This window comes from Chroococcus sp. FPU101 (assembly GCF_017312365.1).
Classification (GTDB): Bacteria; Cyanobacteriota; Cyanobacteriia; order Cyanobacteriales; family Microcystaceae; genus Chroococcus.
Genome location: NZ_BLJI01000021.1, coordinates 16993 through 30240, shown reverse-complemented (window position 1 = coordinate 30240; position 13248 = coordinate 16993). Strand labels below are relative to the sequence as shown.

Here is a 13248-nt window from a genome sequence, read left to right as displayed (position 1 = left end):
ACACCAATATGCCTAATGATTTACAAGTAGCTGCGCTCGCATTAGCTAACAATTAAATTTTAGTAACTCATAATATTAGTGAATTTAGCTGAATAAATGAATTAACAATTGAAGATTGTGAACTTAGTTAAACCTCATCAGCATCTTTGGAAGTTGAGGCTGATTTAATTTGATGATAATTTCTTCATCTTCTATTAAAACTTGATAAAATGGCTGCTCTATCATAATGTTTAAAAATATGATGAATACATATAAGTACAGCCCAGTTTAAAAGGCTACTTAAACCTCATCCGCATCGGATAAGCGACCATCTTCTAAATAAATAATCCGATCGGCAATATCCAAAATACGGTTATCATGAGTCACTAATAAGATTGTACAATCTTGCTCTTTAGCTAAACGTTGCATGACTTCAACTACATCTCGACCTGATTGTTTATCTAATGCGGCGGTGGGTTCGTCTGCTAAAACAATCTTAGGACGACTGACTAAAGCACGTGCGATCGCTACTCTTTGTTTTTGTCCTCCAGAGAGTTTATCGGGATAATAATTAACTCGATCTCCTAACCCGACTGACTCCAACATTTGAACCGCAATGTTGTCCAGATCTTGCGCTAAATATTCGTCATGCAATTCCAAAGACATCCGCACATTTTGTTTAGCACTCAAAAAAGTCAGTAGGTTATGTGCTTGGAAAATATAACCAATTTGACGACGCACGTCTAACATTTTTCCTTTACTAATGCCATTCATTTCTTGACCTAAAATAGAAAGATTTCCCTCTTGAACAGAACGCAGTCCTCCCATCAAACTAAGTAGCGTTGTTTTCCCTGAACCCGATGGCCCAGTCATAATCACAATTTCACCCGCATTAATATCTAAATTAATATCATATAAAGCTTGTTTGCGAAGTTCACCTTTACCAAAATAGTAGTCAAGATGACGCACACTAATCACAGGTTCAGTAGATTTATCTTGATTTAATAAAATAGAAGGAGCTAATGTAGTCATAATTATTTCATCCCAATAACTTAGAAAATATCAGAAGGATCAGCCGTTCGTAACTTCCGCATCGCCACCACACCCGAACCACCACACATAATAATGGTTAAAGCTAAAACAGTGATTGCTCTTTCAGAAGACATGATAATCGGTAATAGAGTAGCTGATGCAGCCAAATTATAAAGACCAATTGATGCAACAAAACCAGGAATAAAACCTAAAAATGCTAAAATCAAAGCCTCTTGCATCAGAACTTTAATTAAATATCCATCACCATAACCCATTGCTTTGAGTGTGGCATATTCAGGTAAATGATCTGAAACATCTGAATACAAAATTTGATAAACAATTACAATACCAACAATAAACCCGACCACTGTACCTAAAGTGAAAATAAAACCGATCGCAGTACTATTCGCCCAGTAATCTATTTCTCGTTTGGCAAATTCATCTAAGGTAAAGACTGAGACCTCATTTTTCGGTAATAATTGTTGTAGGTTAGCTTTAACAGTTTCAAGATCAGCATTACTTTTAACTTTAATTAAACCAAGATCGATTTGATCAGGCTGACGTTCTGGAAAGAGGTTCAAAAAAGTAGAATCACTGGTGACAACGTTTCCATCAGCAGCAAAAGAAGCCCCCAAACTAAACACACCCACTACTTGTACTTCTTTTTGATTAAGCTGAATCGAAACTGTTTTATTTTTCTTCAATAGTTCAGCAATTGGCCCGAATTCAGTGCGTCCTGCTTGGTCAAAGACAACTGTATTCAACATTTTTAATTGATTCAAATGTTGATTAATCTCTGGGACTTTAAAAATGCTTTGAGTCGGATCTGTCCCAAAAATTAAAATCGGTCGATCCACATTTGTTTCAGGATTTCGCCAAGGGCCTGAACCAATATACAATGAACTGGTAGACTCGATCCCATCAACCCGCATCGCTTGATAAAGTCGTTCTCTCGAAAAACTTTTAACAGCAAACATGGTTTCAAACTGAGGGTTAGCCAAAACTAAATCAGTATTTAAAATATAATGGGGCTTGACAGAAGCGTTAAAAAGTGCGTCTTTAAATCCCATTTGCGTAAACATCAATAAATCAGCAAAGGCAATACCCGCTAAAGCAATAGCCAAACGGCTTTTTTCTCTAGAAACCTGTAGCCAAGCAAGGGGAGTTTTGCGTAAAAATTTCGGTAACATAAACTTTAAATTAGATTTTGACCGTTTGTGTAAAAGATTCTAATTTTCGTTGACGCATCAAAAGGAATAAAGGAAAACCCAGAGACAACCCTACCGTTAGATGACAGACAACATAAACCCAAAGAAATCTCATCTGTAGACGTGAACCTTCCCAAAATAAAAAAGCCCAAAAAACAAAAGATGAAATGATAAAATCAAGCGCAAAAAAACTAGAAATGTAGTTACTGAATAATTCTGCCAAAAACAAAGGTAAATTTAAGCCATTTTCAGTGAGAAAAGAGATAAAAGGAACATAAGGAAGAATTGTCCCTGCAATACATAACAAAAGATAGGTTATTTGTAGTATGCTCATCTTTTTTAAGGTTTAATAGCGACTTGTACTTGAGAATTGGTTAACCCCCTGACTTTAGGAACATCTTCAGGGCGCACACTAATACGAACTTCAATAATTCTGCGGTCTAAATTTTCCCCTGGTTGGTTACTAAAAACCTTCTGCTGATCCACTTGTAAGCCAATTAGACGAACGTTTCCGCGCACTTCCCCTTCAAAAGACTCCCCAGTAATAATCGCTTCTTGTCCCGTCCGAATTTTGCTAATATCACTTTGATAAATTTCGGCAACCACTTCCATTTGTCCTGTTTGGGCAAGATCAACCACACCATCATCGCTAATTTGTTCACCAGGGCGCGTATGAACATTAATCACTTGTCCCGTCAACGGAGAACGAATATAAACTTGATTGAGTTCTGTTTGTGCTTTTTGAACTTTTGCCAACGCGGAATCAACTTCGGCCTGGGCTGCTTGAACATCAACGGAACGCACTTCGGCTACTTTATTTAGAGTCGATTGTGCTTCATTAATTTGTTGTTGTCCAGTCCGTTGAATTCGTTCTAAATTAGTTCTTACTTCTTTGATTTGTTGTTGTCCAGTCCGTTGAATTCGGTTTAAAGTTACTTTTGCTTCATCGAGTTGTTTACGACTGGTTTCTAAACTCAGCTTTTTCGCATCAAAATTAGACGCAGAGATCGCACCCTCGTTATATAGCTGTTGATAACGAATAAATTCTGCATTAGCGTTATTATATTCCGCTTCTAACTTACCGATCGTCGCTTGTTGGGCAGCAATATCACCCTCTAACTGCGCTTGTGTTCGTCGTAGGGTGGCTTGTTGGGCAATGCGATCCCCTTCTAATTGCGCTTCGGTTCGCCGTACTGTTGCTGACTGGGCCTCAATTTCACCCGTTTTTGCACCTGCTTTCACTTGGGCGAGTTTGGCTCGAGCGATCTGCGCATCTTTTTGCGTTTCTGTCAAGTTATTTTGTAGACGATCCCGGCTATCTAAAATGGCGATGACTTGACCTTGTTTAACGGTGTCTCCTTCATCGACGAATAATTGTGCCATGCGATCAGAATCATAATTTAAAGGTGCAGAAACGCTAATAATTTCCGTTCTGGGTTCAAGTCTCCCTAAAGCGGTAATTCTGGTCACAACTGGAGTGGTTTCAACAGGTGGCGGAGTTTCCTGCTTTTGTCCAACCTGAGAAACGGTGTAAATCGCTGTAAATCCTGCGAGGGTTGTACCTGCTAGGATTAGACCAACTAAGATGGGATTGGTTGATTTAAAAGCTTTAAAAGTCATCGCTAATCCTATTGTTTAATCATGTTTTTTTCTTCGTGGGCGGTGATCAATTCCCCTAACATTTTTAGATGTTCTGTTAGTGAAACATGAGTATTTCCCCAGAGTTTTTCAATAATTAAGCCATTAATCATCGTCAAAACCAACCAAGCGATCGCAGGATCTTTAACCCCAATCACATCCATCACGGCTTGATGATATCGTTCATCAATTCGCTCAAAAAATTGGGTTTTTTCCCCTTCTTTTTCTTGTTGTTGACAATATTCGATCCACAGAAACATCTGTTTAATACAGTTGGTTTCCTGTGTCTCCATAAACTTGCCTAATGCTTCTAACCTTTGGGTTAAAGTTTTGGCTTTTTTAATCTCGACAGTTGCCTTAACAACGTCTTGCTGACACAGTTCCTCAACTAACTGCTCAAATAACGCCGCTTTGCTTGGAAAATAGTGATACAACGTCCCTGTTGATACCCCCAATTCTTGGGCGAGTTCTCGTGTAGTTAATGCTGCATAACCTTTCTGGGCAAAGAGATCAAAACTTTTTTGCAGTAGTTCTTTCTTATATTGCTCCGTGTCAACGATTTTAGGCATATGTTGAACAATAGTTTTTTATATCGAACGCTCGTTATATATAGTTATATCATAAATATTTGTAAAACAATAGAGGGAAATTACGGTTAATCGGTTAAGGTTTGCTCAGAACGCATTAATCCCCATCCGATCGCACAGGCTAATACACCCCCAACCGCCAAAAATGTCCAATTGTAAACCGCATAGTTAGGCACTTGTCGCACATAATGAATAGCAAGGATATGATGATCGATAATGCCTTCAACTAGGTTGAATAAACCGAAACCGAGTATTAACTGTCCAAGAAACGGCCAAAGTGAGGGAATGACGAGATTAGGGTTTCGTGCATCACGCCATAACATTAAAATACCAATCAGTGTAATCGTCCAAGAAAAAGCATGAAACAAACCATCCCACAGCATATTAGTATGTATCGCGTCGATCGTTGTGGGAGGCACCCAATTGGATACCATGTGATGCCATTCAAAAATCGTATGTAACAAAATGCCATCGACAAAACCGCCCATTCCAATTCCTAGAACAATTCCTGCCTTTGTCGTCTTTTTTGACCTGTCTTCAGTCATAATTATTGAGCCTAAAAAATTGGGCGTTGCCAGATAGAGAGTTGATCAAGCAAGATGTTTGTCGTATCAACAATTTAACAGAACTTCTTAGCATTGCCCTCGCTCTTGAGTAGCATAAAGTTTTAATCGGATGTGTTTTCTTCTACTGTATGTCTAGGGCCCCCACAGGTGCGGTGAGGGCTTAAACCTACTAGCCAGTAATCCTAATCGGATCACCCGCTTGCTGTATGCCAAAGAAGTAACTATTGTCAAAAGCTCCAAAAGCATAAATCTGTTGGTCTGAGCGGAAAGGTTCTTGATTAGGATTGACCACAGAACGTAAGCTGACCTTATTAACATGAGCAACTAAATCGACATAACCATCGGAGTTAGTATCCTCATAGCTGACTTGGTAGGTGCCATTGTTTCGGACATTAACGCCAACACCACCTCCATTAAGTAGTACATCCTTCTGATCATCAAACTTGATAGAAGCAACATTAATGTCTCTCACATCGAAATTAGAAGCACCGAGAATTGCCACAGGAATTGTACCACCGCCAGTAAAATTCATGGAACTGGGATTAGAACCAGGCTTCCAGTCGAGAACAACTTTTTTAGCGACAATGACATCGACTGAATCAGAATCAGACAGAGTATCATCATCGGTAACCATCAAAGTCGCTGTGTAACTACCAGCTGTGGTGTAGACATGGCTATCACTAGCAGTACCTATACCTCCGTTTAAAGGATTTTTGACAGATGAATTGATTGGACTGCCATCCCCCCAGTTGAACTTAACTGTGTGAAAATCCTTAGTTCCAACATCGGTATAGTTAGCACTTAACTGTAGAGTATCGCCCTCGACGATAATACCGAGTCCAGGCAAATTATCGTTGAGAGTTCCCAAAACAGGAGCAACATCATTAACAGTAATATTTGCAGAAGCCGTACCAACACCAGTATCATCATCGGTAATGCTGACGGTAATCGTGTAAATGTCAAAGGGTGTACCATTTTGGGGTGTACCGCCAAAAGAACCATCATCTAGGTATTGGTATGTGGCAGAGAAAGTTTTATTTTGATTTAAAGTGAGAGCTTGATTACCTGTGCCATTGCCCCAGTTAATGGTTGCACTATGAGTATCAAAGGTGCCAGGGTCGGTAAAACTACCTGTGACCGTCACAGAGCTATTTTCGTTGATTGTGATTGATGACAAGGCAATGTTGACAGTGGGGGCAACGTTATTAACCGTGATCTGTATAGAGTCAAAATCTTGGTTAGTACCTGCACCTGCACCACCGAAGACATTTAACAAATCTTGAGGGTTGGTAAATACCTGTGCATTTGGATCGATTTGTTGCAGTGGGGATAGTTGGGCCCCTGTACCAACACCAAAGGCTCTCAGATTTTGCCCCTTAGTATTTCTAATTACATTAGCTTCGTCGGTAAATGAGCCGCCTGTATTTGGTAAGCCATCAGACAGAAAAATGACATTACCCCCATTTGGTACTGTACCTGCGGTAGTGACTGCGGCAATTGCTTGTTGTAAAGCAGCTTCGTAGTTGGTCGAGCCACCATCGTCTAATGACATCAATACTTGATCAACATCTTTAATACCGTTGTTATCAGAATCTTTATCGGGGGTGGTAAAGCTTTGGAATCCTGTGGTTCCAGGTTCCATATCCAGCCGAGAAGCACTGCTAGAAAAAGCGACGATCGAGACTTCAGCGACATTTCCTAGACCTCGATTTCTTAACTCTTGATTGAGTGCCTTAAAAGAAGCTATTTCAACATCAAGAATGGTATTTGAAGAACCATCGCCATTTTGGTCACCGACTGGAGTGGTCAGACCTTGGACTAGAGAACTTGTACTGCCAGATATATCAATTACATAGACGGCATCAGTACCAATTAAGAATTCCTCTTTAGCATCGACTTGGATGGTATAAGTATCCGATGGTGTTGCTGTTGGGTTATCGTCCAGGTATTGATGAGTTAGACTAAAACTGATCCGTCCATTGGCAAGCCCATCAGCATCATTAGGCCCACCGTCTCTGATAGTAATTGTCTGATCATCAGAAGTAATAGGATTACCATTGATGTCAAGTACACCCCAGTCAATGTCGAGGGTAACTTCACCGCCGATGATATCTAAATCAGTGATGAGACCCGTCAGCGTTGTTGTTCCGTTTTCATTAATCGGACTCACAATTGTATTGAGATTTAAATTAAAAGTCATAATTGTTGTCCTTTTTTTCAAATTTTTATGATGAATTTCCCAGCAAGTGATCCGCAGGGTTTTTTACATTTGCCCACACGTTTTGCGATTTGACTTTGCTCATAAATCCTTTTCGATGCTAGAGATCAAAAGTCCAAAAACAGTAGAGACTTGATTTTGCCAAAAAAATCAAACCACAATAAAATGTGATATAGATTACTTTTCTATTCTTTTATTATGTAACTTCTTGAGTGAAGAGAACGTTAATAATTGTGAAATTTTCTTCATATGGGCTATGGCTGTATAGATTGATTTCGCAAGAATGGGAACTGGGCTAAATCTTAAATAGTAAAGCTTAATTTTATTTTAATTTAAAATATGTTATGTACAAGTTTTTAAAAATAAATATTATTGTATTTATCGCTATTATAAAAACGTATTTTTAAAAATATCTGATGCAGCTTGTATTCAGACTAGATAGGAGTTGTGCTATTTTAAACGGTAATTGACATCATAATAAATTTAAAAAACATTGACAAAGTTTTAAAAAATTATAATTTGATTTTTTGTAAAGCAATAAATTAATATTTTTTTTGTAAAACAATAAACTAATTTTAATTAACGCAGGGGAAATTAGTCTATAAAGTCAAAGACAACTTTAAGAAGAAGCTACCTAAATTGAGTAAGTTATCGTCATTGTCTCGAAATAAAAATATAAAAAATAAAATAATAATAAATTTAGCTTTAGCAGTATGTAACATTTTTAAAGTATTAAAAACTTAATTTTTATCAATTAACTAACGAGAGACGTAATCGGTGTAATCTTTGAAAGAAAAAGACGATATAACTTAGGTATTTTTAAAAACTGCAAAATAGTTATGGTATCTTGGATTAAGCTTCTGGTAGATGAAGCTTATTAAGTAAGACATAAATATATAAGTGCGTGATCTACCTTCTATAAAAAAAAAGAAAATTTTCTTTGTCTTTTCAACAAAAAAACTTCGATTATCATTTAAGCTCAGTTAAAATAGCTGTCTAAACTGTAATTATATGTTTAAAACATTTTCAGCTTTAATCGAGTTGTTACCGCAATATTATAAAACGGTTTAGTTTAATAGATAATCTGACTGTTGGCATCTACAACTACGAATTAAAATTAAAACCATGATCTAAATAACCTGAGTTCGGGATAAGCTAAAACCCTGATTCTATCGTTGGTTGAAACCCCTATTCCCTCGTAGAATGGATAGCAAAATAGACTTAACCCGAACTGACGTTAAATACGGTATGAATTCCAGCTAATCAATTAGCTAACTGTTCATCTCAGCACTTACCTCTATTTTTTGTAATAGGAAGTTTGACGATGCGATCGTGCTAATTAAGAACTCAATATAAGTCTAATCTTCATTTGTTATTTACCTTTTACTACACGTACTTAGTAAATCATCGTCGTATCATCAATCTCTGTTACTATGAATAAGCTTTCGGAAACTCATGCCATTTAGATACAGATTAAGGCAAATTTCCGTGATTATAGAATGATTTTCTAGATTTTTTAAGCGAGGTCTAATTGATAAGCGGAGCAAAACAGGAGAAAGGGTTAGGGTTCCTCCTGTCAATTTTATAGATATCCTTAGCGTGCTAAAGGATGGAATAGTAGATCGGGATAAAACCAATTGATGTAAATCAATAAGACTGCTGTTGCCGAAAGCAGAAGTATTAGTAGTACGGGTGCAAGTGAAAGATATCGCAGTAGACCATTATTATTTTGCATTGTTGAATCCTCCTGCCATTGAAATAAACTGTAATTGAGTTCTATTCTAAGAAACCAGATTTTATTAAATATCTTTCTAATGTTAGAGATTTGATGAATCAAAAAAATCAACCCGTTTAGACGACTGGGTTGATCTAGAAAAAATGCTACTTTTCTCTTCCTTAAGGTTTTAATAAGACCTTGACACACTGATCTGTTTTGTTTTTGAACATCTCATAACCCCGTTTCGTTTCTTCTAAAGGTAGGGTGTGGGTAAAAACAGTAGACGGATCAATGTCACCGTTAATCACGTGATCTAATAAACGAGGCATATACTTCTGTCCGTGCATTTGCCCCATTTTGATCGTTAAACCCTTATTAAAAGCCGCACCCATTGGGATTTTATCAACAAAACCCGCATAAACGCCCATCACCGACAAAGTACCGCCTTTGCGACAAGCTAACATCATTTGTCGAAGAACATGAGGACGATCGGTTTCTAGTTTTACTGCCTGTGCTACCTTATCATATAGTCCCATCGGCCCCATACCATGAGATTCCATACCGACGGCATCAATACAAGCATCAGGGCCGCGACCACCCGTCATTTCTTTGAGGGCTTCCCCAGCATCAATTTCTGAAAAGTCGATCCCTTCTGCCCCCACTTCCCGCGCTAACTGGAGACGTTCAGGCACTTTATCGATTAAGATTACTTGAGAGGCCCCTAATAGATAGGCACTTCTGATCGCAAATTGACCGACTGGCCCACCTCCCCAAACTGCGACAATATCTCCAGGTTGAATATCACATAATTCAGCACCCATATAACCTGTCGGAAAGGCATCAGAGATCGGTAGAATTTTTTCATCGGGGATACCTTGAGGAACTTTGAGACAGCCGTAGTCAGCAAAAGGAACACGGATATATTCAGCTTGTGAACCAGCAAGACCGCCAAATAAGTGAGAATATCCAAAAATCGCACTGGTTCCATGACCTAAGATCGGTTCTTGCATCCAACCATTGGGATTAGAATTATCACAGAGTGACCATGCTTGTCGCTGACAATGGAAACACTGACCACAACCGACAATAGAGGAGACAACCACGCGATCGCCTTTTTTTAATTGTTTCACCTCTTTTCCAATTTCGACCACTTCCCCCATAAATTCGTGACCAATAATATCACCCTGTTTCATCGAAGGAATATAACCATCATAAATATGTAGATCAGAACCGCAAATTGTTGTCGCGGTCACTCTAATAATGGCATCACGAGGGTTAAGAATGGTCGGATCTTTTACCGTTTCGACTCGTACATCATTTGCACCATACCAGCAGGCTGCTCTCATTACTTTGTCCTCTGTGATCAAAAGCCACTCTTTGTGAAATAATTTATTAATAACGCGAGATGAATGACTAAAAGACCTGTCAATAGACTGAAAATTTGTATTTAGCTTTCCTTAATTTCAGTGTCCGGAATTAAAATTTTTCCCTGAAAACCAATACAATTATACTGCTCTAAAGTTTGCTCCGCGATCGTTCTTGCTTGACCCGCGACTACCAAAGCAACACAAGCACCACCAAACCCTGCACCTGTTAACCTAGCACCAAACACGTCAGGAGTCTGTTGTAGGATTTCGACTAAGCGATCTAAAGCAGGAACCGAAACCTCATAATCATCGCGTAAACTGGTATGAGAATCATTCATCAATTCCCCAAACCTAAGCAGTGAAACACCCGATCGCACTTCTAAAACGCGGTTATTTTCTGTAACCACATGACGGGCGCGTCGTCGTAAGGGTTCGGGTAGGGTTTCGACTTGTTCTGGATCGGTAATATCTCGTAAAGCTGTAACATTAAGTAGTTTAGCGGCTGCTTCACATTCAGCCCGTCGTTGATTATAACCGCTACTTGCTAGAGAACGGGGAACCCCGCTATCGATCACGACAATTTCCCCACCCACAGGAAATGGTAAGACTTGACGCTCAAGTGTTCGAGTATCTAAGAACAACAAATGATCCGTATCTGCTAGACTCGAAGCCATTTGATCCATAATGCCACATTGGACACCTGCATATTGAATTTCGGCTTGCTGGGCAATTTGAGCAATTTCGACATCATCAATGTTTAGATGGAAAAGTTCTCGCAACCCCCGTAAACAAGCCACCTCCAAAGCCGCACTACTGGATAATCCTGAGCCGATAGGAACGGTTGATTGGACAGAAATATTTAACGGAGGAATTGTGTAGCCTTTTTGTTGGATTAGTGAAATACAGCCGAAAAGATAACTCGCAAAATCTGAAGGAATTGAATTTAAGTCATCAAGGCTAATATATTCGTCTAAATTTTCTGAGTAGAAATGATAATGATGATTGTTGCTTATTCCTAACTGTACGGTTGTTGTTTGTGGTATGGCAGTTGGTAAAACAAAACCATCATTATAATCTGTATGTTCGCCCAATAAATTAACTCGTCCTGGAGCGCTGGCGATCGCATCAGGTGGTTGGTGAAATAAGTCTTGGAATTTCATTGCGTTATCGAATTAGAGGGACAGGGCGTAATCTTCCTTTAATAGCCACACTGGGAAACTCTGGATCAAAAGTTAAATTCTCTAAACTGCCATCTTCATGAAGAACAAAAGTATCTTCTATTTTGGCTCCTGGTAAACTCGGATTCCAGGCAACTGCCATATTATAGGTCAAAAGATCGGTCGTGGTTGGCGTAGCGATGATCTCTCGTGCCAGATAACCTGTTGTTCCACCTTGATGATGTTCTCGAATAGCATGAGGAAAGCCTTGCTGTTCGTATGCTTTAGCCAGTGTGTTGTATATGGTATTAAGGGGAATATTGTTGTGACATAAATCTAAAGCTTCTGCTTCAATTTCAGCCACTTGGCGATGTAGTTGGGCTTGTTGATCCCTTGCTCCCAAAGGAAGAAAGGATACAAAACGAGTAAGATTGGCATATAAACCAGAACCCCTTGCGCAAAAGACTAGCATCGCCTCAGATCCGATCGCTTCGTTGGTCGGCGTAGGATGTCGATAGAGGGGTAATCTTCTCGCTCCTGCGGCTAGGGTTAAAGCAGGATGTAAACCCCTTTTCCATAACGCCTCAGCACCCGCTCCTGCTAACTGATATTCTGTCCAAGTGGGTTGAGCCGCCAGTAAAACTTCGGTCATCGCTTCACTGGCTTTTTTGCCGACTTGACGATATCGCTCTATTTCACTTGACAAAAGACAACTTTTGTGTATGTCAAAAGAGCGAGGTAATGGCGTTTCTTCGGGGATTGGGCAATCGCTGAAGACCTGCCCACCGTTGGTAACATCCCGTACAAAGGATTCACGAGTGGCTAAATTAGCCCAAGGATTGATAAATAATTTGAAATTGGTGGGTAATTCCTCATCTACTAAACGTTGTGCTTCGATCTCATCCGTTAATACCCAAGCATCCTCGCAAGTGACTAGCACTTCTGCAATTCCCGTTTCTGCCGTCAGTAGTACAGTGTTTGATGCACCCCCAGTCACCCAGGCAAACCAATCAGTACCCCGTAGTCGTATTCCTTGCGCCTCAGTTTCTCTGAGGGTTTGACGGAGCATTTCGAGTTTAAGGGAAACTTCTTCAAGGTACTGATTCATAATATTTACTGGGGTACGGGTCTGATATTTATTTGACGAGTCGGTGCGTTGGCTTGATTATTAAAGGTTTGAGAGACTTGAGCAAACTGATAGTCGGTCGCCGCACTAGCCGTATTAAAATGTTGTCGAATGATCGGTAAGCCTCCGTTAGCTAAAGAGATCAGATCAGGGTTTTGCCCAAAAGCGGCTTCACGTTGGAAAAGGGCAGCATTTTCTAAATGAGCATTAACACCACCTTCAGACATATAAGCTTGATCAAATTGCTCACCATCGAGTTGAGACAAACGATTCATTGCTGCTTGGAATTTAGGAGCGGGTGTCGTGGGAAGCGCAGCCCCAGTTTGAGGAGCAATACGCATTAAGTTACTTTTAACTTGTTGTTGCTCTTGAATTTCTGCATTAGCAAAGGCTTTTACCTGAGCATTATTAGACTTTTTCAAGGCTAATTCACCGAGCATAATGTTACCGAGTCCAGCTTGACTAGCCTCCTTCATAAACATTTGATCGATTTCATTCATTTGGCTAGTTTGGTTCATTTGGTTCGTGCGATTGGTTTGAGCCACCACGAAACCATCATGAGGCTGAAGCATAGAAAAGCCCCAGGTGAATAATAAGCCGACGATAAAAAGAGTAATAATCGTTAGATTTCGCTTCATCATGATTGAATTTCC

Annotated in this window: 12 protein-coding genes; all 12 read right to left on the bottom strand. The window is 39.5% G+C overall.

Features of this window, described 5'->3' with window-relative positions:
* Positions 1-279 precede the first annotated feature (279 nt).
* Positions 280-1011 (bottom strand): DevA family ABC transporter ATP-binding protein, encoded by a 732-nt coding sequence (locus CFPU101_RS16700; RefSeq protein ID WP_206816474.1) that lies wholly within the window; start codon positions 1009-1011, stop codon positions 280-282.
* Between the two features lie 20 nt (positions 1012-1031).
* Positions 1032-2201 (bottom strand): ABC transporter permease DevC, encoded by a 1170-nt coding sequence (gene devC, locus CFPU101_RS16695; RefSeq protein WP_206816473.1) that lies wholly within the window; start codon positions 2199-2201, stop codon positions 1032-1034.
* 10 nt (positions 2202-2211) lie between these two features.
* Positions 2212-2553, bottom strand: a complete 342-nt coding sequence (locus tag CFPU101_RS16690) for a DUF2834 domain-containing protein (RefSeq protein ID WP_206816472.1) — start codon at positions 2551-2553, stop codon at positions 2212-2214.
* A 5-nt stretch (positions 2554-2558) separates the two neighbouring features.
* On the bottom strand, positions 2559-3839 hold the full coding sequence (locus tag CFPU101_RS16685) for an HlyD family efflux transporter periplasmic adaptor subunit (RefSeq protein ID WP_206816471.1): 1281 nt from the start codon (positions 3837-3839) through the stop codon (positions 2559-2561).
* 8 nt (positions 3840-3847) lie between these two features.
* Entirely contained in the window at positions 3848-4426 is a 579-nt protein-coding gene (locus tag CFPU101_RS16680; RefSeq protein ID WP_206816470.1) for a TetR/AcrR family transcriptional regulator, read from the bottom strand.
* A gap of 86 nt (positions 4427-4512) precedes the next feature.
* The gene (locus tag CFPU101_RS16675) at positions 4513-4989 is read right to left on the bottom strand and encodes a DUF2243 domain-containing protein (protein WP_206816469.1); all 477 of its coding nucleotides are present in this window, start codon (positions 4987-4989) and stop codon (positions 4513-4515) included.
* Positions 4990-5179: 190 nt separating this feature from the next.
* Positions 5180-7210 (bottom strand): PKD domain-containing protein, encoded by a 2031-nt coding sequence (locus CFPU101_RS16670; protein ID WP_206816468.1) that lies wholly within the window; start codon positions 7208-7210, stop codon positions 5180-5182.
* A gap of 1612 nt (positions 7211-8822) precedes the next feature.
* Complete coding sequence (locus tag CFPU101_RS16665; RefSeq protein ID WP_206816467.1) at positions 8823-8963, bottom strand: Photosystem I reaction center subunit IX; 141 nt, start codon at positions 8961-8963, stop codon at positions 8823-8825.
* 161 nt (positions 8964-9124) lie between these two features.
* The gene (locus CFPU101_RS16660) at positions 9125-10291 is read right to left on the bottom strand and encodes a zinc-dependent alcohol dehydrogenase (protein ID WP_206816466.1); all 1167 of its coding nucleotides are present in this window, start codon (positions 10289-10291) and stop codon (positions 9125-9127) included.
* Positions 10292-10392: 101 nt separating this feature from the next.
* Complete coding sequence (gene galK / locus CFPU101_RS16655) at positions 10393-11472, bottom strand: galactokinase (protein ID WP_206816465.1); 1080 nt, start codon at positions 11470-11472, stop codon at positions 10393-10395.
* Between the two features lie 4 nt (positions 11473-11476).
* On the bottom strand, positions 11477-12577 hold the full coding sequence (locus CFPU101_RS16650) for a Xaa-Pro peptidase family protein (RefSeq protein ID WP_206816464.1): 1101 nt from the start codon (positions 12575-12577) through the stop codon (positions 11477-11479).
* A 5-nt stretch (positions 12578-12582) separates the two neighbouring features.
* Complete coding sequence (locus CFPU101_RS16645; protein WP_242578046.1) at positions 12583-13236, bottom strand: DUF4142 domain-containing protein; 654 nt, start codon at positions 13234-13236, stop codon at positions 12583-12585.
* Positions 13237-13248 lie beyond the last annotated feature (12 nt).